Genomic DNA, 20054 nt, shown 5'->3' on the forward strand with positions numbered 1-20054 from the left:
GGTCCGAGGCTGGTGCTCGTTGCTGCTGCCCCTCGGTGGGGGCACCCCCCGCCCGGCCGGAGCCGGGACCTGGAGGAGCATCGGGGAACTGCGCGCTGCGGCTCGGGGGCGGGAGAAGCGCACGTGGTGTGCGCGCCGCCAAGCTCAGGCTGTCAGCAGGGGTGGGAGTGTCAGGCGGAGGCCTGACGAGCCCGGTTGCGGGCGGCGCGGCGCTTCATGGCGCGGCGCTCGTCCTCGCTGAGACCACCCCAGACGCCGGAGTCCTGACCGGACTCGAGCGCCCACTGCAGACACTGCTCGATAACGGGGCAGCGACGGCAGACGGCCTTGGCTTCCTCGATCTGCAGCAGCGCAGGACCGGTGTTGCCGATGGGGAAGAAGAGCTCGGGGTCTTCCTCGCGGCAAACGGCGTTGTGACGCCAGTCCATGGCTGCTACCTCTCCTTGGTACGTGCAGGTATTACGTGCAAGTTGCTTGTGAATGTGAACGCTTTCACGAGTCCCCCAACAAGTGAAGGGCCGACTGCCGAGTTGTCCCGGTGTGGTCCTGTGATTGAAGGGAGATCGGTGATCAGTGGACGCCGATGTCGCGGGCTGTCCCGACCGCCACGTAGAGACTCGCAAACCTCGGCGGCGGATACAACCCCTTCCGGAAGATTTTTTTTGATTCCTCGGTGTCGACTAGGTCACAGCCGTACTTCCATGGGGTGGACCCTGGCCTAAACGTTCGAGTGAAAGGACTTTTGCCTGTTCCGCTCACACAATCACACGCAGTGCACGGCGAACGCCTGTGAACGTCACGCTGGTCCGCAGCCCCAGGTGGTCACCGTCCATCTGAAGGGGCAGAGGGACCTTCGAATGCAAGGTGAAGCGGTCCAGATCGTGCAGGGAAAAAGCGTGTCTTCCCTGGGGTCCACGCTCGGGGGACGAAGTGAGCAACTGGGTCGCATACCGGGCAACGGCGGCTGTGGACAAGCGACTTAGGCCGAGTACGTCGAGGCCTTTATCGAACGACGCCTTAGGCGACGTGTACATCGGGCGATTGCCGAGATAGGTCCAGGGGGACGTGTTCGAGACTATGGCGACAACCAGGTCCGTCACCGGGTCCGCGCCCGGCCGCTCCAGCTCGATCGTGCCGTGCCGGCGGTTGGGCTCACCGAGGAACTGCCGTACCACCTGGCGCACGTAAAGGGCGTGCGTGGACTTCCGGCCGCGCTCCCGCTCCCGCTCGACCCGGCCGACCACGCCCGCGTCGAAGCCGAGCCCGGCGTTGAAGGTGAACCAGCGGTCCGGCACCGCCTCGTCGGCCGTGCCCGGCGTCCCGGAGGTCAGACCGAGCCCGACCACCCGCTCCCGGCGCTCGCGCAGCGCGTCGAGCAGGGCGCCGGTCGCCTCGACCGGATCGTTGGGCAGCCCGAGCGCGCGGGCGAAGACATTGGTGGAACCGCCGGGCACCACGGCCAGGCCGGGCAGCCGCTCCAGGTCGGGACCGGCGTGCAGCAGGCCGTTGACCACCTCGTTCACCGTGCCGTCGCCGCCGAGGGCCACGACCATGTCGACGTCGTCACTCTCCGCAGCCGACCGGGCCAGATCGCGCGCGTGGCCGCGGTACTCGGTGGTGACCGCCTCCAGCTTCATCTCGCTCGCCAGCGCGTGGATCAGCACATCGCGTCTGCGTGCGCTGGTGGTGGTTGCCGCCGGATTGACCACGAGAAGTGCACGCATGACTGGCAGCGTACCTACTGGGGGGTATCGGGCCCAGGGCGAGTTGAGGATCGGGTAAGAGAAGACGGCGTGAGCCTCGCCACGCACCGCCCGGCGCCCCTCGGGCACGGGGCTACCCTTCTCGGGTGAGCAGTGAGCAGACTTCCGCCCCGGAGACCGCCGGGGACACGGCCGCCCCCGGACCCCGCCCGCGCCGGCTGACCTGGGCGGCCGCGCTGGCCGCCGTGGAGGGCGCCGGACTGGTGATCGCGGCCGTGTGGATCCTGGTGCTCGGCCTCACCGGCACCCCGGACGACCGGCAGCAGGCCGTCACCGGCGGGATCACGCTGGCGGTGCTCGCGCTGCTGCCGCTGCTGGCCGCGCGGGGACTGTTCCTCATGCGCCGCTGGAGCCGGGGCCCCGCCGTCATCACCCAGATCCTGGCCCTGCCGGTCGCCTACAACCTGCTCAAGGCCGACAGCATGGCCATCCCGGCCGGCATCGTCCTCGCGGCGGTGGCCGTGGCCTCCCTGGTCCTCCTGGTCAACCCGGCCACGGCCCAGGCCCTCGGCATCAAGGGGCCGGGCCGCGCGGGCTGAGGCCCGCCCCTGCGGCCGTACGCGCGAAGCCCCCGCCTCGGCGGGGGCTTCGTGTTTCCTGCGGACGTTTCCCTGCGGACGTTTCCTGCGGGCGCTTGCTGTCGGCGTTTCCCGGAGGGCTACTCCTCCACCAGCAGCTTCTCCCGCAGCTGCGCCAGCGTGCGGGCCAGCAGCCGCGAGACGTGCATCTGCGAGATGCCGACCTCCTGCGCGATCTGCGACTGGGTCATGTTCCCGAAGAAGCGGAGCAGCAGGATGCGCTTCTCCCGGGGCGGCAGGTCCTCCAGGAGCGGCTTGAGCGACTCCCGGTACTCCACGCCCTCCAGCGCCTCGTCCTCGGCGCCGAGCGTGTCCGCGACCGCCGGGGACTCGTCGTCGGTGTCGGGGACGTCCAGGGACAGCGTGGAGTAGGCGTTGGCCGACTCCAGGCCCTCCAGGACCTCCTCCTCGGAGATGGCCAGCTTCTCGGCCAGCTCGTGCACCGTGGGGGAGCGGCCGTGCAGCTGGGACAGCTCCGCGGTCGCCGTGGTCAGCGCGAGCCGCAGCTCCTGGAGGCGGCGCGGCACCCGGACCGCCCAGCCCTTGTCCCGGAAGTGCCGCTTGATCTCGCCGACGACCGTCGGGGTGGCGTACGTGGAGAACTCGACGCCGCGCTCCGGGTCGAACCGGTCCACGGACTTGATCAGGCCGATGGTGGCGACCTGGGTGAGGTCGTCCAGCGGCTCGCCGCGGTTGCGGAAGCGGCGCGCCAGGTGCTCGACGAGCGGCAGATGCATCCGGACCAGCCGGTTGCGCAGTTCCGCGTACTCCGGGGTGCCGTCCTTCAGGCCGCGCAGCTCGATGAAGAGCGCACGGGCGCCGCTGCGGTCGTGCGGGTCGTGCGGTGCCGCGCGTACGGCCTCCGTCGTGCCGCCCGGCGCCGCGTCCTCGGCGTGTCGCTCGTGCTCGCTCATCGTCCCGCCCGTCGCCCTTCCCCGAGCCCTCGCCCCGGCGCGGGCGGCGGTGCCGCCGCTGCCGCGCTGCCCCAAGGGCGCGCTCCGCACGGTCCCCTCGCCGACGGCCCGCGCGGAGTCGTCCTCCGGGTGGGGTCTGGCCTGCTCGGGAATGCCGTCGATGCCGTCGGCCATGTGCCGGGGTACGTCCGCCGGGCTCTGCCTCGGGTTCCCGGCCTCGTCCGGGCGGGGAGCACCCGTCTCCCCGGCCGGCAGCCGCTTTGTGCCGCGCTCTTCGTCCCGCACCGGACCGTCCCCGTTCCTCACGCCGGGCCGGGGCCCGCGCCGCGTTGTTTGTACAGGCTGATCGACACGGTTCGGTCCTCGTCCACGGCGGACGAGACCTTGCCCGCCAGAGCCGAGAGAACGGTCCAGGCGAACGTGTCCCGTGACGGGGCGTGGCCGTCCGTCGTCGGCGCCGACACCGTGACTTCCAGCGAGTCGTCGACGAGCCGGAAGACACAGCTCAGCACGGACCCCGGCACGGCCTGCTGCAGGAGGATCGCGCAGGCCTCGTCGACCGCGATGCGCAGGTCCTCGATCTCGTCCAGGGTGAAGTCCAAACGGGCCGCGAGACCGGCCGTGGCCGTCCGCAGCACCGACAGGTAGGCACCCGCGGCCGGCAGACGGACTTCCACGAAGTCCTGGTTCGCCGTGGGCTCGCCTGCGATCTGGGACACCCTCACCTCCATGGTGGTACAAGCTTTACGGGGCCGAGGGTCGCCCCCCGGCGTAACGCGTTGGTGGTTCCGCGGTGACGCTATCGCGCCCGGAACGTTCCTGTCCCCATGACCCCGACCCCCTGGCGTCACTCACAGTAAAACTCTGAATACGCTCCGTGTCTAGGGGGTTTGCGGGTCCAAATGGGAAGAGCGCGCGCCGGGTTGACGTACCCAGGCGTCGGGCGGTCGAACCGTCCGAGGCGGGGGCGGCTCTCACACACGCGGCCACATCACGAAACGCATGGTCACGGGTACATCGCCGCGAGCACATGCCCGCGCGGGCACATGATCGTACGAGCGTGTGGCCGCATGAGTGCGTGATCGCACGAGCGCGTGACCGTACGGGCCGGTCGTCATACGAGTACATGATCGACGAAGCACCACCGCCAGTCCTCGCCCGGTTCGTAGGTGCGCATCACGGGATGACCCGAGTCCGCGTGGTGCTTGGTCGCGTGCCGGTTCGGCGAGGAGTCGCAGCAGCCGATGTGGCCACAGGTCAGGCAGATCCGCAGCTGCACCGGGTCCGTCCCGTCCGCCAGGCACTCCAGGCACGTCTCGCTGAGCGGTCCGGGTTCCGGGAGCGGCAGCGCGTCGACGTGCGTGCACTGTTTCATGATTGCCAGATTACGTCGGGTGCGCGGATGACCGCGCGGAAAAACGAGGGCGGGCGAGGACCATGGACGTGTTGCCGCTGCTGTTGCTGGTGGCGGGCAGCGCCGCGGTCGCCGGCGCGGCCCGGCGCACCCCCGTACCGGCACCGCTGCTGCTGGTCGCCGTCGGCCTCGCCGCCTCGTACATCCCCGGGGTGCCCGACTACACCCTCGAACCCGAGGTCGTCCTGCCGCTGCTGCTGCCCCCGCTGCTGTACACCTCCGCGACCGACAGCTCCTACCTGGACCTGCGCGCCCAGGTACGGCCGGTCGCCCTGCTCTCGGTCGGCTACGTCCTCTTCGCGACCGTGGCCGTCGGCTGGGCCGCGCATCTGATCGTCCCCGGGCTGCCGCTGACCGCCGCCCTGGTCCTCGGCGCGGTCGTGGCGCCGCCCGACGCGGTCGCGGCCACCGCCGTCGCCCGCCGGGTCGGCCTGCCGTCCCGGATCACCACGATTCTCCAGGGCGAGTCCCTGCTGAACGACGCCACCGCCATCACCGCCTACAAGGTGGCCCTCGCCGCCGCCATCGGGGAGGGCGCCACCTGGTCCGGCGGGGTGGAGGAGTTCCTGCTCGCCGCCGTCGGCGGGGTCGGCGTCGGCCTGGTCCTCATGGCCCCGCTGCACTGGCTGCGCACCCATCTGAAGGAACCCCTCCTCCAGAACACGCTCTCCCTGCTCATCCCCTTCGTCGCCTACGGCGTCGCCGAGCAGCTGCACGCCTCCGGGGTGCTCGCGGTCGTGGTCGTCGCGCTCTATCTCGGCCACCGCGCGTGGGAGGTCGACTTCGCCACCCGCCTCCAGGAGGAGGCCGTGTGGAAGATGGTCGCCTTCATCCTGGAGTCCGCCGTCTTCGCCCTGATCGGACTCCAGCTGCACGGCGTCCTCAGGGGACTCGGCGCGTACGAGGCCGCGGCCGCCGCCGGATACGCCGTCGCCCTCTTCGCGGTCGTCGTCCTGGCCCGGTTCATCTGGGTCTACCCGGCGGCCTTCCTGCCCCGCGCCCTCTCCGCGCGCGTACGCACCCGTGAGGAGAACCCCACCTGGCGCGGCGTCCTGGTCACCGGCTGGGCCGGGATGCGCGGTGTGGTCTCGCTCGCCATCGCCTTCTCCATCCCGGTCACCGTCCATGGCGGCGAGCCCTTCCCGCAGCGCAACCTGATCCTCTTCCTCACCTTCACGACCGTCATCGGCACCCTCGTCATCCAGGGGCTGTCGCTGCCGCCGCTGATCCGCCTCCTGAAGTTCCCCGGGCGCGACCAGCAGGCCGAGACCCTGGCCGAGGCCAACGCCCAGGCGCAGGCGTCGCTCGCCGCCGAGTCCCGGCTCGACGCCCTCCTGTCCGACGAGCGCAACACCCTGCCCGCCCCGCTCGCCGACCGGCTGCGCGCCGTCCTGGAGCGCCGCCGCAACGCCGTCTGGGAACGGCTCGGCCAGGTCAACCCGGTCACCGGCGAATCCGTCGACGACACCTACCGCAGGCTCTCCCGCGAGATGATCAGCGCCGAGCGCGAGGTCTTCGTCCGGCTGCGCGACCACCGCTACATCGACGACGAGATGCTGCGGGCGCTGCTGCGCCGGCTCGACCTGGAGGAGGCGGCGGCCTACCGGGAGGCGGGGTAGGTCACTGGTTCTCCAGGGGGCGCCCGGTGATCACCGCCGCGACCGTCGTCCCGCGCGGGAAGGCGCCCTCCTCGGCGAGCGTGGTGAGCGCGAACAGCAACTTGGCGACATACAGCCGCTCCACGGGCAGTCCATGGAGCCTCTCGAACTCCTCGGCGAACGCCTCCAGCTCCGGTGTCGTCCGCGCGTAACCGCCGCAGTGGAAGCGGTCGTCCAGCGACCAGGAGCCCCTGCGGGCGCCGTACGCGCGCTCCTGGAGGGCGCGTATCTCCTCCTCCATGAAGCCGCCTTTGAGCACCGGGATGCCGAGCGCCCGCTGGCCTGGCGCGAGCCCCGCCGCCAGCCCGGCCAGCGTGCCGCCCGTACCGCAGGCCACCGCGACCACGTCGGCCTTGCCGCGCAGCTCCGCGCCGAGCGCCTCGCAGCCGCGTACCGCCTCGGCGTTGCTGCCGCCCTCCGGGACGACGTACGCCCCCTCGGCGCCCGCCGCGCGCAGGATCGCCGCCAGGGTCTCCGGCTCGTCCTTGCGGCGGTACGACGTCCTGTCCACGAAGCGCAGCCGCATCCCGTCGGCCGCGCAGCGCGCCAGCGAGGGGTTGAGCGGGCGGTCCGCCAGCTCCTGGCCGCGCACCACCCCGGTCGTGGCGAAGCCGAGCAGCCGGCCCGCCGCCGCGGTGGCCCGCAGATGGTTGGAGTAGGCCCCGCCGAAGGTGACCAGCTCCCGGCCGCCCGCCGCCTCGACGTTCGGCATCAGCTTGCGCCACTTGTTGCCGGTCAACTCCGGGTGGATCAGGTCGTCCCGCTTGAGCAGGAGGCGTACGCCATGCCGGGAGAAACGGTTGTCCTGGATCTCTGCGAGGGGGGAGGGCAGGGCGGGGGCGAGGGTCACGGGGTCATTGTCGCGCGGGACGGGCCGCGCGGCGGCCGGGGCCGCCCCCGGTGGCCGCCGGCCGGTCAGCCCTTCAGCTGCTCCTTGATCCGCGCCCGCAGCCACTTCATCGTGAAGCCGCGCGGGTCCACCTTGCCCGGCTGCCACTCCAGGTGGCCGATGACCGACCGTTCCGTCCAGCCGTGATGGCGGCAGACGGCCGCGGCGGCCCGCACGATCGCGTCCAGCTGGTCCTCCGGCCAGGGGTCCTTCCCGTCGCCGAGGTTCTCGCACTCGAAGCCGTAGAAGTACCGGTTGCCGTCGGTGTTCGCCTCGTTGTCCGGCGGCAGCCCCTTCTCCGCGATCACCGCGCGCAGCACGTCGTCGTCGCCGAGGCCCGCGTGGTTCGTACGGCCGTAGCCGACCAGGTGGACCTTGCCGTCCTTGGTGATGACGCCGTGGCAGAGCGGTCCGGGCAGGTCGTCGTGGCCGGTGCGGCACAGCTCCACGGTGCGTTCGCTGCCGCTGGTCGCGGTGTGGTGGATCACCACGCCGTGGACCGGGCCCCACGGCCCCTTGTGGTTGCGGCTGTGGTGCCGCCAGCCGTCGACGCCGACGACCGTGAGCCCCTCCCGCTTGAGGGCGTCCAGAAACGCGCTCGCGGACATGGGTGAGGACATGACCGCCTCCTTCGTGCTCCGTGCCGTACGGGGCCGCGGGAAACGGCCCGTTCTTATCGGTGCTTCTACCGATGTCCGGGGTCGGGAGCACATCGTTCGCACGGTGTGCGAGCCGATCCGGACACGTTGGTGCGGCGGCGGGGGAGAACCGGCGCGGCCCGGCTGCCGGCCGACCCGCGAGCTGGACAAAGTCGCTCCATTTGCCCAGAAGTCGCATGATCCATTCCCCTTCTTTCGGGTAATGGCGCGGGCACACTCCGTGATGGAAAGCTCGGTCCCGGGACCGGCGCCCCGCGAGATCGGGCACCGGGCATACATGGGAGGGCATTTCCTTATGTCGGTAGGCGAAGAGGTCCGCACGGAGCAGGCCAAGCCGCAGCAGTCTCTCGGCACGGCCGCGGCGCGGAACCTGGCCACCACCACCAAGTCCGCACCGCAGATGCAGGAGATCAGCTCCCGCTGGCTGCTGCGCGGTCTGCCCTGGGTCGACGTGAAGGGCGGGGCGTACCGGGTCAACCGGCGGCTGACGTACACCGTCGGGGACGGCCGCGTCACCTTCGTGAAGACGGGCGACCAGGTCGAGGTCATCCCGGCCGAGCTGGGTGAGCTGCCCGCCCTGCGCGACTACGAGGACGAGGAGGTGCTGACCGAGCTGGCCCGCCGCTGCCGCCAGCGGGACTTCGCGCCCGGCGAGGTGATCGCCTCCTTCGGCAGCCAGTCCGACGAGGTGTATCTGCTGGCCCACGGCAGGGTCGAGAAGATCGGCACGGGCCCGTACGGCGACGACGCGGTGCTCGGCGTCCTCGCCGACGGCGCCTACTTCGGCGAGCAGTCCCTGCTCGACCCGGACGCCATCTGGGAGTACACCGCCCGCGCGGACACCGCCTGCACGGTGCTCATCCTCACCCGCCAGGACTTCGAGCAGGTCGCCGAGCGCGCCGACTCGCTGCGCGGCCACCTCCAGCAGCTGCGCGCGATCCCGGACCAGCGGACCAACAAGTACGGCGAGAAGGAGGTCGCGCTCGCCGCCGGCCACTCCGGCGAGCCGGACATCCCGCACACCTTCGTGGACTACGAGGCCCGCCCGCGCGAGTACGAACTCAGCATCGCCCAGACCGTGCTGCGCATCCACACCCGCGTCGCCGACCTCTACAACCAGCCGATGAACCAGACCGAGCAGCAGCTGCGGCTCACGGTCGAGGCGCTGAAGGAGCGCCAGGAGCACGAGCTGGTCAACAACCGGGAGTTCGGCCTCCTGCACGCCTGCGAGTACGACCAGCGCATCCAGCCGCACGACGGCGTCCCCGGCCCGGACGACTTGGACGAGCTGCTCAGCCGCCGCCGGGGAACCAAGTTCCTGCTCGCCCACCCGCGCGCCATCGCCGCGATCGGACGCGAGCTGAACAAGCGCGGACTGGTCCCGGAGACCATCGACGTCGGCGGCAACCGCATCCCCACCTGGCGCGGTGTGCCGATCTACCCGTGCAACAAGATCCCGGTCACCGAGGCCCGTACGACCTCGATCATCGCCCTGCGCACCGGCGAGGCCGAGCAGGGTGTCATCGGCCTGCGCCAGTCCGGCATCCCGGACGAGATCGAGCCGAGCCTGTCCGTCCGCTTCATGGGCATCAACGAGCAGGCCGTCATCAACTACCTGGTCACCGCCTACTACTCGGCGGCCGTCCTGGTGCCGGACGCGCTCGGCGTACTGGAGAACGTCGAGATCGGCCGGTGGCGGTGACCTCGCGCCACCGCGCTCCCGGGTTCCCGCCCCGCCGGGCGGGAACCCCTTCGGGGGGGAGGGCCCGCCCGGCGCCGTGCCGGACGGGGTCACGCGTTCGCACGTCGGGAGGGGGAGCCATGACCGAGTTCATGACACAGGCGGAGCAGCGTCCGCCGGGCACGAGGAGGGCCGGTACGGGGAGGGCGGGCGCGGGGAGTGCGGTCACGCCGCCGCGCCCGCCGGGACAGCGGGAGCCGGTCGAGGACACCGGGGCGCTCGACGGGCGGGGGCCGGCGGGGGATGCCGGGACGCTCGATGAGCGGGGAGCGGCGGAGGGCGCCGGATTCCTTGACGGGCGGGAGGCGGCGGAAGTCGCCGCGTCGCCTGGGGGGACGGGTGCGACGGAGGTCGGCGGGCCGGGTGCGGCGGAGGCCGCCAGGTCGGCCGGCGGGCCGGGGGTGGCGGAGGAGGAGGCCGGCGCGGCGGACGGGCAGGAGGCGACCGTTCTGCTGGAGCGGACCCGGGAGCTGGTGGACCCGGAGCTGCGCGCCGCGATCGAGTCGCTGCCCGCGCCCCTGCGCCGTATCGCGCTCTACCACTTCGGCTGGCAGCACGCGGACGGCAGCCCGGCGGCGGGCAACGCGGGCAAGGCGATCCGCCCCGCCCTCGTCCTCGCGGCGGCGTCCGCGCTGGGCGGCCCGTCCGCCCGGGAGGCGGCGGTGCGAGCCGCCGCGGCGGTCGAACTGGTCCACAACTTCACGCTGTTGCACGACGACGTGATGGACCGCGACACCACCCGCCGGCACCGCCCCACCGCTTGGACCGTCTTCGGCGACGCCGACGCGATCCTCGCCGGGGACGCCCTCCAGGCCCTCGCCCTGCGCCTGCTCGCCGACGACCCGCACCCGGCGGCCGGACCGGCGGCGGCCCGCCTCGCGGAGTGCGTCATCGAACTGTGCGCGGGCCAGCACACGGACACGGCCCTGGAGCAACGCGCGCCCACCGAGGTCGGGTTGGCCGAGGTGCTCACCATGGCCGAGGCGAAGACCGGCGCCCTGCTCGGCTGCGCCTGCGCCCTCGGCGCGCTGTACGCGGGCGCGGACCCCGCCGAGGTGGCGGCGCTGGACGGCTTCGGCCGGCAGGCGGGCCTCGCCTTCCAGCTGATCGACGACGTGATCGGCATATGGGGCGACCCGAGGCGTACCGGCAAGCCGGCCGGCGCGGATCTCGTCGTCCGCAAGAAGTCCCTGCCGGTCGTCGCCGCGCTCACCTCGGGCACCCCGGCGGCCGCCGAACTGGCCACGCTGTACGCCCGCCCGTACGCCGACGACGACGGCGAGATCGCCCGTACGGCCCTGGCCGTGGAACAGGCGGGCGGCCGCGACTGGGCCCAGGCCGAGGCCGCCGACCGCATGGCGCGCGCCGTGCAGGAGCTGTCCCGCGCCGTACCCACCCCGGAGACGGCGGGCGGCCTGCTGGCCCTGGCGGAATTCGTGACCCGCCGGACCAGCTGACCCCTCCGTCCCCCTGCTCCGGAGCCCCCGAGCCCGTGCGGCCCCTGACCCCGCACGGTCGTCGGGGGCTCCGGTGCCGTATCCGCGGCTCAGGTGTCGTACCGGTGCCGTACTTACGGGCAGGTGACGACCTGTCCGGCCCAGGACAGCCCGCCGCCGAACGCGAGCAGCAACACCGGGCCGCCGCTCGGGAGTTCACCGCGCTCGGTGAGCTTGGACAGGGCGAGCGGCACGGAGGCGGCGGACGTGTTGCCGGACTCCACGACGTCCTGGGCGATCACCACGCTGTCGGGCAGGCCGAGTTGGCGCAGGACGGCGTCGATGATCCGCAGGTTCGCCTGATGGGTGACCACACCGGCCAGGTCGGACAGGGCGATCCCGGACCGCGCGCAGGCCTCGCGGGCGATGGCGGGGAGTTCGGTCGTGGCCCAGCGGAAGACGGTCTGGCCGTCCTGGGCGAAGCGCGGGTGCCAGTCGCCGGTCAGCCGTACGGCGTCGCCCCGCGTGGGGTCGGAGCCCCAGGTGACCGGCCCGATGCCGGCCTCCTCGGCGACGCTCAGCACGGCGGCGCCCGCGCCGTCCCCGAGCAGGACGCAGGTGCGGCGGTCGGTCCAGTCGGTGACGTCGGACATCTTCTCGACGCCGATGACCAGGGCGTTCCTGGCGGCGCCCGCGCGCAGGGAGTGGTCGGCGCAGGCGAGCGCGGTGCAGAACCCGGCGCAGCCGTTGTTGAGGTCGAAGGCGACGGGGGAGGGCAGTCCGAGCCGCCCGGCGACCTGGGCGGCGATGGAGGGGCACCGGTCGATCGCGCTGCACGTCGCCACGGTGATCATCCCGATGTCGGCCGGCTGGAGTCCCGACGCGGCCAGCGCGTTGCTCGCGGCGGCGGTGGCCATGTCGGTCACCGACTCGTCCTCGGCGGCGATGCGGCGGGTGGCGATGCCGGTACGGCGCCGGATCCACTCGTCGTTCGTGTCGACCATGGTGGCCAGGTCGTCGTTGGTCAGGACGCGTGCGGGCTGGTGGTGACCCAGCGCGGTGATGCGGCTTCCCGGCGCGGCGGTGACGGGCACAGGTGATCTCCTCGGCTCGGCGTCGATGACGACGGAATATAGCAACCGACCGATCGGAAGTTAAATGGGGGCGGCTCGCTACGATGGCTGTCATGAGCCCTCGCAAGTCCGCCGCCGAAGCCCGCCGCACCCGGCAGCGCATCGTTCAGCGCGGTATCGCCCTCGCCTCGGTCGACGGCCTCGAAGGGCTCACCATCGGCCGCCTCGCCGCCGACCTGTCGATGAGCAAGGCGGGCGTGCTCGGCCACTTCGGCACGAAGGAAGCCCTCCAGCTGGCGACCTTGGAGGGCGCGGCCGCGGAGTTCTCCCGCCTGGTCTGGGAACCCGCCGCCGCCGAGCCCCCGGGCCTGCTCCGCCTCCGCACGATCTGCGAGGCCTGGATCACCTACCTCGAAACCGCCCGCGACATCTTCCCCGGCGGCTGCTTCTTCACCACGGCCTCGGTCGAGTTCGACGCCCGCACCGGGCCCGTCCGCAACACCGTCGCCCGCCTCTCCCTCCTCTGGCGCCGCCGCCTCGCCACGGAGATCCGCGCGGCGACGGCCTCCGGCGACCTCCCCCCGGACACCGACCCCGACCAGCTCGTCTACGAACTGATCGGCCTCTACCTCGCCCTCAACCAGGAGATACAGCTCTTCGCCCACCCGGCGGCGGGCACCCGGACCCGCCGGGCACTGGACCGGCTGCTGGGCCCCCGCGCCTGAACGCGCGCCTACGCGCCGGCCCAGCCGGCGGTGTTGGAGTACGACTCGTAGCTGTAGCGGGTGCCGCGGTCCCAGTCGACGCCGGTGAGGTGCTCGTACGCGCTGTCGGGCACGTAGAGCAGCGCCTCCGCCCAGACGAGGTCCTCGACGTACGGCCCGAACAGCCGCGGATCCCGAAGAACCCTCCGGTACTCCTCCCGGCCCGCCGCCACGACCGCCGCCCCACCAGCGCCGCGGCCAGCCCCTCACCCTCCGGGTCCGGCACAGCGGGCCTGCACGCTTCGATCAGCTGCCAGAAGGCGTCTTCGTCCATGCCGGAGAGAATGCCGCAAGGGTCTGACGCCCCCCGGTCAGCCGCCGAGGGCTTCCCCCCAACCACCGAGCGAGACCTGCGGGCCTCCCGCGAGATACCGACGGAGGGCACCGGCCGTGGTGTCCACGAACTCTTCGGGCAGCGCATCGGCGTCGACCCACCGGACTTGGCCGTGCTTGCGCGGTTCGCGGTTCTCGGGTTCGCCGGCCCATTCGTGGGCGGCGAAAACGACCGTGAGGAAGCCGTTGGGCGCCTCCACGCCCCACGCCCCGTGGATGATGTGGGCGACCTTGAGGGACTCGGGCTTCACGGTGAGGCCGGTCTCTTCGTAGAGCTCGCGGACCGCCGTCTCCGTGATGGGCTCGCCCGGCTCGCTCTTGCCGACCGGGAGGTCCCACATGCCCTGGGCGAACTTGGCGTTCTCGCCGCGCTGGAGGAGGACGACGCGGTTGGCGGCCTTGTCGTGGACGATGACGGCCGCGACGAGCAGGGTCATGGATCCGAACGCCGGCTTGAGGGCCTTCGGCTGAGCGTCGGTTGTCGGCTGAACCACGGTCATCCCTTCGTCAGGCGGGTTGTTGGGCATGTTAGGCGAGGGCCTCGCGGGCTCGGTGAGCGAGATCGGCGGCGCCGGGAACGCGGCGGCGTTGGTAGACCGCGAGGGTGGAGCGGATTGAGGTGATCGCCTTCCGAGTCCGTTCGGAGGTCATGCCCGCCATGAGGGCCAGGGCTTGGGACCATGCGGCGACCGCTTCGTCGGCGCGGGCCTGCGCGGCGAGGCTGTCGCCGAGGTCGGCGTGAGTGAGGGCGTGGACGCGTTTGTACTTCTCCGGGTCCCAGCGGACCAGGGCGTCCCGGTGTTGCTGCTCGGTTCCCTTATGGTCGGCGAGGTCGGTGAGCGTGCGGGCGGTATGACTTGCCACGGTGCCGATGGCGGGGCCGCTCACGCGTGAATAGCCGGGCTGAGGGCCGCAATCCCGTAGGAGCGCGTCTTGGGCGGCGAGGAGAGCACGCGCGGCCAAGGGGCGCTCGTTGACGGCCGCGTACGCGCGGGCGTGGGTGATGTGGAGCAGGGCCTCGGTCTGGCTGTCGACATGGCCGAGGCCGCGTCGCAGCGCTCCCTCGACCAAGTCGACGCAGTGGTGAGGCTGTTTGAGGCTCAGGGCCTGGTGGGCGAGGGCGCGCATCATCCAGGCGGCGTGGCCGTGGGGGTCGGCTTCGCAGGCGAGTTGGTAGCCAACCTGGTAGTAGCGCTGGGCGGCGCCCTCTTGACCCAGGTCGTGGTGCTTCCATCCCGCGAGGTAAGCGAGTTCGGCGACCGCTCCGAACGCGGTCCGACGTAAGGCTTCGCTGGGGAATCGGCTCCGAAGCATGGGGGCGGCGGTGTCGGCGAGGTACGCGGCGACCGTGGTCAGGCCGTGACCGCCCCCGAGGCGCTCGTCGGCCGCGCTGAAGGCCGCGGTGATCTGCCGTACGACATCCACGTCCTCCGGGCCGACCACGGACGTGCCGGTGCGGACGCGGAGCATACGGGCGGTGGCCTGGTGGTCGTAGCCGAGCGGCATCGTGACGCCGGCGACGGTGAAGGCCGCGATGGCAAGGAAGCGGTGGCGCTCGACATCGGCGCGGCCCAGGTCGGTGACTGCAAGGACGGGGTCGGCTTCCGTCGGCTCCCCGGCAGCGTCATCGGCACTCAGGCCGATCTCGGCCTGAGTGATCACACGTTCCGTTCGGCGGGACAGCGCCTCGGCCAGGTACTGGCCTGCCCGGCCCGAGGGCGTCCGGATGCCGTTCACCCAGTGCGAGATGGCCGACTTGTTGGTCTGGAGGATCTCGCCGTTCTCGGCGGCGATACGCCGCACGTCCCTTGAGAGGGCTTCGTAGGTGCAGCCAGCCGCGTCGATGGCTTCACGCAGGAGGGAGTTGGGTTCTCTCTGCGCCGCCACGATCGCCTCCACTTCGGGGCTGTAAACCGCGTATACCGCTTCAACAGGCTTCCACCGTACCCACTGAGCGTGACCATCGGTTCACTAATCATCAGCCGCCCGGAACGGCACGACCTCGATCTGGGCTTCCCCTTGGTCCGGGCGGCTTCTCGAAGTTCCGTACACCTCAATCGGGTTCGGGCATCGCTGTGCCCGGTTCCGCCGAACAGAGACGGAGACACGGTGACCACCATCGACACCACGGCCATCACGGTCGAGCTGCCCGAGGCGTTCGACCCGCGCTGGAGCCGCCTGCCCGGCATCCAGGTCGACGGCCGACGCATCACGATCGACCCCGCCGAGTACTTCTTCCGCTTCGAGTCGAACACGTGGCTCGTCGCCGACTGGGAGCTGGTCAGGGCCGAACTCCTCGGCGTGGACGAGACGACCGAGAGCGCGGTGGAACAGCTCGCGCTCGACTTCGTCAAGAGCCACGCCGAGTCCACCTCGGACGCCGCCCACGTCCTGGCCACCGCGTACGAGGTGTACGCGTACCTCTTCCGCGACGAGCACCTCGCCGGCCTCGGCCTGCCGCAGATCACCGCCGACCACCTGCGGATGCTCCGCGAGGCGGCCACGCTCATGGCGCTCAACAAGGTCGAGCTGGACGGGCACATCTCCAACGTCGGCCCGTGCTGGTTCTTCCCCGCAGCCACCTCGGTCGTCTTCGACCTGGACGACGAGATGGGCGGGATGCTCGACGAGGTCTACCACGGTGGCTGGTTCAACGAGCACCGCCGGATCGAGTCCATCAAGGCCCATGCCGCGCTCGGCGGACGCCTGGTGCACGGCTGCCAGTCCGTGCCGGACCAGACCGGCGGCGTCGTCGCGCCCTACGGCGCCTCGATGGCCAACTTCCGCGACGACCTCGCCGCGTTCAAGGCGGGCTGGATCGAGCGTGTCTACGCCCACCGTGTGAGCCCCGCCGCGTAACCCACCACCCGATCAGGCTCCGGGGCGGGCCGGTATCCCTCGCCCGCCCCGGACGCCACCGTCTCTCCGGAGCCCTCCCGTGACCACGAACCCCAGCGCCGAACTCTTCGAGAACCTGCTCGCCGTGACCGGCCAGACCACCGCCGTACGAGAGGAGGTACGCGTGTGGGCGATGTCCGGAGTCGAGCGCGTGGCCTTCCCCGACGGCTCGACGGCCATCTTCAAGTACGCCAAGAAGCCCTTCGACGGCGAGGACCGGGCCCTCCGCCTGGCCCACGTCGTCGGCGTCCCCGTCCCCCAGGTACACGCCTCCGTCGCCCTGGACGGCTGGCTCGGCATGCTCATGGACGACCTCGGCCCCACGGACCGCGCGGCCGACGACCTCGACGGCGTCGCCGCGGCTGTGGTCCTGCACGGCACCGGTACGGCTTCCGCCCTGCCCGTCCTCGACCAGGACCGGCTGCGGACACTCCCGGTCCGGGCGCTGGAGCACCTGGAACGGCTGCGCAAGGCCGACCGGTGGCAGGAGGCCGATGACGTCGAGGACGCACTCGACCGTATCGTCCGGGCCGCCGGGGCCCGCTCGTCCGGAGCGACGCTGGAACCGTTCGGCTGGGTGCACTCCGAGTTCCACCCCACCAGCCTCCACATCGCTGAGCGCGGCTGGCGGCTGCTCGACTTCGCCCGCACCTTCACCGGCCCCGGCCTGCTCGATCTCGCCAGCTGGCACGGCACCATCGAACCCCCGCACCCCGTGCGCCTGCGCGTCTTCCTGGAGCAGTACGTCACCGCCGGCGGCACCCCCGACACCCTCGTCCCACGCGGCGGGCTCGCCGCCGAGAACTGGGCCCTGGGCTGGCACCGCATGTGGGCGGTCGAGTGGTTCATGGAGCAGTCCGTCCGCTGGATCAACGACCCGGCCACTGATCCCGCCTACGTCAAGGTCGTCCGCCGCCACCTCACCGACGTCCTCCACCTCCTGGAGATCTGACGTGCTCGCCCCGGCATCCCCATGGCACGCGCACGCCCTCCAGCGCACCGCCGCCGGACTCGCCGAACCCCTCGCCGTACCCGCGCGGATGGAGTGGACCACGAGACCCGGCCAAGGGCCGGGCGCCGATGTCCTCGGGGCCGACCTGCGCGGCAAGCGGCTCCTGGAACTCGGCTGCGGCCCCGGCCACAACGCCGCCCACCTCGCCACCCGGCACGGTGCTCACGTCATCGGCGTCGACCTGGTCGGGCTCCAGGTCCGCCGCGCCCGTTCCCACTACGGACGGCTGAACAACCTCACCTTCGTCGCCGGCCACGCCCTGCAGTATCTGCGAGCCTCCGACGAGCAGTTCGACGCGATCTACTCCGTCTTCGGCGCCGTAGGACTCGTCGCCCCCGGGCTCCTGCTGCCTACCGTCGCCCAGCACCTCACACCCGGACGAGTACTCGCCTTCTCCGTCCCCCACCCGCAGCGCGGTGGGCGATCCCCGTCCGGTGATGACCGGCCCCGCCGCGACTTCGTCAGCCTCCCGGACCGGACACGGCTTCCCGTCGCCCGCTGGGAGTTCGCCACCGACCGATGGGAGCGGCACCTCGGCCAGGCGGGTTTCCGGCTCACCTGGGCCCAGGAGTTTCACGACTCCCGCATGGGCCACTGGCCCACCACCCTGCTGATCCGCGCTCGCAGACTCTGACAGTCATCCGCCCGGCTTCCCTTGGAGGAACCGATGCGTCCGCCCTACCTGCTCCTCGACATCGACGGCGTCCTCATACCGTTTCCCGACGCGGACGGCTCGACCCCGGCCACCCACAATCGCCACGACGTCGTCCCCACCGGTCGGAGCGCCGACAACCCGGTCACTGTCTGGCTCGACGCCGCTCATGGCCCGCTGCTCATGGACGTGATCCGGAGCGGCCTTGTGACCCCTGTCTGGTGCACCAGTTGGCGCCAGGACGCCGCCACCCTCATCGGGCCGCTCCTCGGCCTGCCGCCCCTGCCGTATGTCCACTTGCCGCGCCCGCAGATCGCGACCAGCCACCCCGATGGCTACCTGTGGAAGCGCGATCACGTCAACACCTGGCTCGGCGATGCGGACGTCGTCTGGATCGACGACGACTTCACCGCCCTTGACCACGAGTGGGCGCACATGCGCGACGCCCGAGGTGAGGCGACCTTGCTGATACAGCCCGATCCGTATGTCGGGCTGCGGGCGGAACACCTGGCCGAGGTCCGGGCGTGGACCGAGCGTCGGGCCGGTGCGCCTGCCGCGGTGAGTGGAATCCGGGCGGAGTGACATGAGAAAAGACCGCACCCGGACCGCCGGAACGTCCGCCGTGGGCGGACTCTGGCGGGCCGGGTGCGGCCTGGGGGAGACGCTGCAACCAAGGGAATCGCAGGTCAAGCGGCATGACCGGACGTCACGCCTTCTTGGTCTCCCAGAAGATCTTGGCGACCTGGTCGATGTAGTCCAGCGCCTTCTGGCCCGTCGCCGGGTCGGTGGAGGCCTTGGCGGCGGACAGCGACTTCACGGCCTCGTTCAGGAGGTTCTGCAGCTCGGGGTAGCTGTCGAAGTGCGGCGGCTTGAAGTAGTCGCTCCAGAGCACGTCCAGGTGGTGCTTCGCGAGCTCGGCGCGCTGCTCCTTGATCACCGTCGCGCGGATCTGGAAGTGGGGGTCGTCGTTGGCGGCCATCTTGTCCTGGATGGCCTTCACCGACTCCGCCTCGATGCGGGCCTGAGCCGGGTCGTACACGCCGCAGGGCAGGTCGCAGTGAGCGCTCACCGTGACCGTGGGGGCAAACAGGCGGGAAAGCATGGAGCGTTCCTTCCTCGTGATCGTCTTCTCAGGTGGGACATTACTCCCTGAGGGACTGGTTTTCCCGAGTGCCCCCCAGGGCTTAGGACAAAAGTCCGGGGTCAGACTGAGACTGTGGAGGAACGGACCGGGGAGGTGCCGGGGATGCCGGAGCTGTCGCAGGAGAGCGAGCGGGGCAGGGTGTTGCCGCCGTTCGGGCTGGCCGAGGTCACGGGGCCGTCCATGGTGCCCACGCTGCACCACGGGGACCGGCTGCTGCTGCGGTACGGCGTTCAGGTCAGGCCCGGGGACGTGGTCGTGCTGCGGCACCCCTTCCAGCAGGACCTGCTGGTGGTGAAGCGGGCCGCCGAGCGGCGTGAGGGCGGCTGGTGGGTGCTCGGCGACAACCCGTACGCGGGCGGCGACAGCACCGATTACGGCGTCGTACCCGAGGAACTGATCCTGGGCCGGGCCTGGCTGCGCTACCGCCCGCTCGGTACTCAGCGTTCGCCGCTCGCGCTGGCGCGCTGGCTGTTCTCGGCCGCCAGGCCGCTGCTGTCGGACCGGTCGGCGGCCAGGCGCTTGCGGGCGCGGTAGGCGGCGACGTTGGCGCGGGTGGCGCAGCGGTCGGAGCAGTAGCGCCGGGAGCGGTTGGTCGAGGTGTCCAGGTAGGCGTTGCGGCAGGGCGCGGCCTGGCACAGGCCGAGGCGGTCCACGCCGTACTCGGTGAGGTGGAAGGCGAGGCCCATCGCGGCGATGGCGGCGTAGCCCGCGGTCGCGTTGGAGGGGTGGTCGGCCAGGTGCATGTGCCACAGGGGGCGGCCGTCGTCGTCGCGCTGGTCGTGGCCGGAGATCTGCGGGCTGACCGGGAACTCCAGGAGCAGGGAGTTCAGCAGGTCGACGGCGAGGGTCTCGTCGTTCTGGTCGGCCGCCTCGAAGACCCCGCGCAGCCGGGCCCGTACCGAGCGGAAGCGGGTGACGTCGGCGTCGGTGGCGCGCCGGGCCGCCTGGGCGCCCGCGCCGAAGAGGTCGCGGACGGCCTCGACGGAGGTCAGGGAGTCCTTGCCCCGCGCCGGCTCCTCGCTGTTGACGAGGCGTACGGCGTAGTCCGAGTAATAGGCCAGTTCCACTAGTAATCCTTACGCGGGCGCTCTATGGTCATGTCGGCGGGCGGGTAACAGACGATCGC

The 20054-nt window shown here is 71.6% G+C and carries 23 protein-coding genes; 10 read left to right on the forward strand and 13 right to left on the reverse strand.

Translation table 11 applies throughout. The annotated features are described in order from the left end of the window. Window positions 1-170 precede the first annotated feature (170 nt). On the reverse strand, window positions 171-428 hold the full coding sequence (locus AB0898_RS04000) for a WhiB family transcriptional regulator (RefSeq protein WP_003992873.1): 258 nt from the start codon (window positions 426-428) through the stop codon (window positions 171-173). Between the two features lie 327 nt (window positions 429-755). Then, complete coding sequence (locus AB0898_RS04005; protein WP_366801222.1) at window positions 756-1724, reverse strand: diacylglycerol kinase family protein; 969 nt, start codon at window positions 1722-1724, stop codon at window positions 756-758. A gap of 125 nt (window positions 1725-1849) precedes the next feature. Here AB0898_RS04005 and AB0898_RS04010 point away from each other — a divergent pair, with 125 nt between their 5' ends. Further along, on the forward strand, window positions 1850-2302 hold the full coding sequence (locus tag AB0898_RS04010) for a hypothetical protein (protein WP_366801223.1): 453 nt from the start codon (window positions 1850-1852) through the stop codon (window positions 2300-2302). Window positions 2303-2421: 119 nt separating this feature from the next. Here the strand turns inward: AB0898_RS04010 and AB0898_RS04015 are convergent, their stop codons facing one another. The 3 genes from AB0898_RS04015 to AB0898_RS04025 form a co-directional block, all read right to left on the reverse strand. Continuing rightward, window positions 2422-3561: an RNA polymerase sigma factor SigF gene (locus AB0898_RS04015; protein WP_366801224.1), complete on the reverse strand. Its 1140-nt coding sequence runs from the start codon at window positions 3559-3561 to the stop codon at window positions 2422-2424. Continuing rightward, window positions 3558-3974 (reverse strand): anti-sigma regulatory factor, encoded by a 417-nt coding sequence (locus AB0898_RS04020; protein ID WP_018544439.1) that lies wholly within the window; start codon window positions 3972-3974, stop codon window positions 3558-3560. Before AB0898_RS04020 ends, AB0898_RS04015 begins: the two co-directional genes overlap by 4 nt. 395 nt (window positions 3975-4369) lie before the next feature. Further along, window positions 4370-4630, reverse strand: a complete 261-nt coding sequence (locus AB0898_RS04025) for a UBP-type zinc finger domain-containing protein (RefSeq protein ID WP_018544440.1) — start codon at window positions 4628-4630, stop codon at window positions 4370-4372. 62 nt (window positions 4631-4692) lie between these two features. Between AB0898_RS04025 and AB0898_RS04030 the strand changes: the two genes are divergently transcribed. Beyond that, window positions 4693-6288 carry a Na+/H+ antiporter gene (locus AB0898_RS04030; protein WP_366801225.1) on the forward strand — a complete coding sequence of 532 codons (1596 nt, stop codon included), beginning with the start codon at window positions 4693-4695 and terminating at the stop codon, window positions 6286-6288. 1 nt (window position 6289) lies between these two features. On the opposite strand, the gene AB0898_RS04035 is transcribed toward AB0898_RS04030, so the two are convergent. Both AB0898_RS04035 and AB0898_RS04040 read right to left on the reverse strand, forming a co-directional pair. Beyond that, window positions 6290-7177: a pyridoxal-phosphate dependent enzyme gene (locus AB0898_RS04035; protein ID WP_366801226.1), complete on the reverse strand. Its 888-nt coding sequence runs from the start codon at window positions 7175-7177 to the stop codon at window positions 6290-6292. 65 nt (window positions 7178-7242) lie between these two features. Then, window positions 7243-7836 carry an N-acetylmuramoyl-L-alanine amidase gene (locus tag AB0898_RS04040; protein WP_366801227.1) on the reverse strand — a complete coding sequence of 198 codons (594 nt, stop codon included), beginning with the start codon at window positions 7834-7836 and terminating at the stop codon, window positions 7243-7245. 334 nt (window positions 7837-8170) lie between these two features. On the opposite strand from AB0898_RS04040, the gene AB0898_RS04045 reads away from it, so the two are divergent. After that, window positions 8171-9577 (forward strand): family 2B encapsulin nanocompartment shell protein, encoded by a 1407-nt coding sequence (locus AB0898_RS04045; RefSeq protein ID WP_366801228.1) that lies wholly within the window; start codon window positions 8171-8173, stop codon window positions 9575-9577. 440 nt (window positions 9578-10017) lie between these two features. Beyond that, entirely contained in the window at window positions 10018-11073 is a 1056-nt protein-coding gene (locus AB0898_RS04050) for a family 2 encapsulin nanocompartment cargo protein polyprenyl transferase (protein ID WP_366801373.1), read from the forward strand. A gap of 113 nt (window positions 11074-11186) precedes the next feature. Here AB0898_RS04050 and AB0898_RS04055 read toward each other — a convergent pair whose 3' ends face one another. After that, on the reverse strand, window positions 11187-12146 hold the full coding sequence (locus AB0898_RS04055; RefSeq protein WP_366801229.1) for a beta-ketoacyl-ACP synthase III: 960 nt from the start codon (window positions 12144-12146) through the stop codon (window positions 11187-11189). A gap of 92 nt (window positions 12147-12238) precedes the next feature. Between AB0898_RS04055 and AB0898_RS04060 the strand changes: the two genes are divergently transcribed. Continuing rightward, window positions 12239-12850, forward strand: coding sequence for a TetR/AcrR family transcriptional regulator (locus tag AB0898_RS04060; RefSeq protein ID WP_366801230.1), 612 nt, complete (start codon window positions 12239-12241; stop codon window positions 12848-12850). Window positions 12851-12858: 8 nt separating this feature from the next. Here the strand turns inward: AB0898_RS04060 and AB0898_RS04065 are convergent, their stop codons facing one another. From AB0898_RS04065 to AB0898_RS04075, 3 genes are all read right to left on the reverse strand, one after another. Then, window positions 12859-13062 (reverse strand): hypothetical protein, encoded by a 204-nt coding sequence (locus AB0898_RS04065; RefSeq protein ID WP_366801231.1) that lies wholly within the window; start codon window positions 13060-13062, stop codon window positions 12859-12861. A 138-nt stretch (window positions 13063-13200) separates the two neighbouring features. After that, window positions 13201-13749, reverse strand: coding sequence for an NUDIX domain-containing protein (locus AB0898_RS04070; protein ID WP_366801233.1), 549 nt, complete (start codon window positions 13747-13749; stop codon window positions 13201-13203). A 1-nt stretch (window position 13750) separates the two neighbouring features. Continuing rightward, window positions 13751-15109 (reverse strand): tetratricopeptide repeat protein, encoded by a 1359-nt coding sequence (locus AB0898_RS04075; RefSeq protein WP_366801374.1) that lies wholly within the window; start codon window positions 15107-15109, stop codon window positions 13751-13753. A gap of 222 nt (window positions 15110-15331) precedes the next feature. Here AB0898_RS04075 and AB0898_RS04080 point away from each other — a divergent pair, with 222 nt between their 5' ends. The 4 genes from AB0898_RS04080 (at window position 15332) to AB0898_RS04095 (ending at window position 18366) form a co-directional block, all read left to right on the forward strand. Then, a complete protein-coding gene (locus AB0898_RS04080) occupies window positions 15332-16081 on the forward strand; it encodes a hypothetical protein (RefSeq protein ID WP_366801234.1) in 750 nt (249 codons plus the stop codon). 79 nt (window positions 16082-16160) lie between these two features. Continuing rightward, on the forward strand, window positions 16161-17072 hold the full coding sequence (locus AB0898_RS04085) for an aminoglycoside phosphotransferase family protein (RefSeq protein WP_366801235.1): 912 nt from the start codon (window positions 16161-16163) through the stop codon (window positions 17070-17072). A gap of 1 nt (window position 17073) precedes the next feature. Continuing rightward, entirely contained in the window at window positions 17074-17766 is a 693-nt protein-coding gene (locus AB0898_RS04090; RefSeq protein WP_366801236.1) for a class I SAM-dependent methyltransferase, read from the forward strand. 33 nt (window positions 17767-17799) lie between these two features. Beyond that, window positions 17800-18366, forward strand: a complete 567-nt coding sequence (locus AB0898_RS04095) for an HAD domain-containing protein (protein WP_366801237.1) — start codon at window positions 17800-17802, stop codon at window positions 18364-18366. 124 nt (window positions 18367-18490) lie between these two features. Here AB0898_RS04095 and sodN read toward each other — a convergent pair whose 3' ends face one another. Then, the gene (sodN, locus tag AB0898_RS04100; RefSeq protein ID WP_018544452.1) at window positions 18491-18886 is read right to left on the reverse strand and encodes a superoxide dismutase, Ni; all 396 of its coding nucleotides are present in this window, start codon (window positions 18884-18886) and stop codon (window positions 18491-18493) included. 144 nt (window positions 18887-19030) lie between these two features. Between sodN and sodX the strand changes: the two genes are divergently transcribed. Next, entirely contained in the window at window positions 19031-19462 is a 432-nt protein-coding gene (gene sodX, locus AB0898_RS04105; protein WP_366801376.1) for a nickel-type superoxide dismutase maturation protease, read from the forward strand. Here the strand turns inward: sodX and AB0898_RS04110 are convergent. Then, window positions 19366-19995, reverse strand: coding sequence for a CGNR zinc finger domain-containing protein (locus tag AB0898_RS04110; protein ID WP_366801238.1), 630 nt, complete (start codon window positions 19993-19995; stop codon window positions 19366-19368). The two genes, sodX and AB0898_RS04110, sit on opposite strands and share 97 nt — an antisense overlap. Window positions 19996-20054 lie beyond the last annotated feature (59 nt).

The organism is Streptomyces sp. NPDC005435 (assembly GCF_040703155.1).
GTDB lineage: Bacteria > Actinomycetota > Actinomycetes > Streptomycetales > Streptomycetaceae > Streptomyces.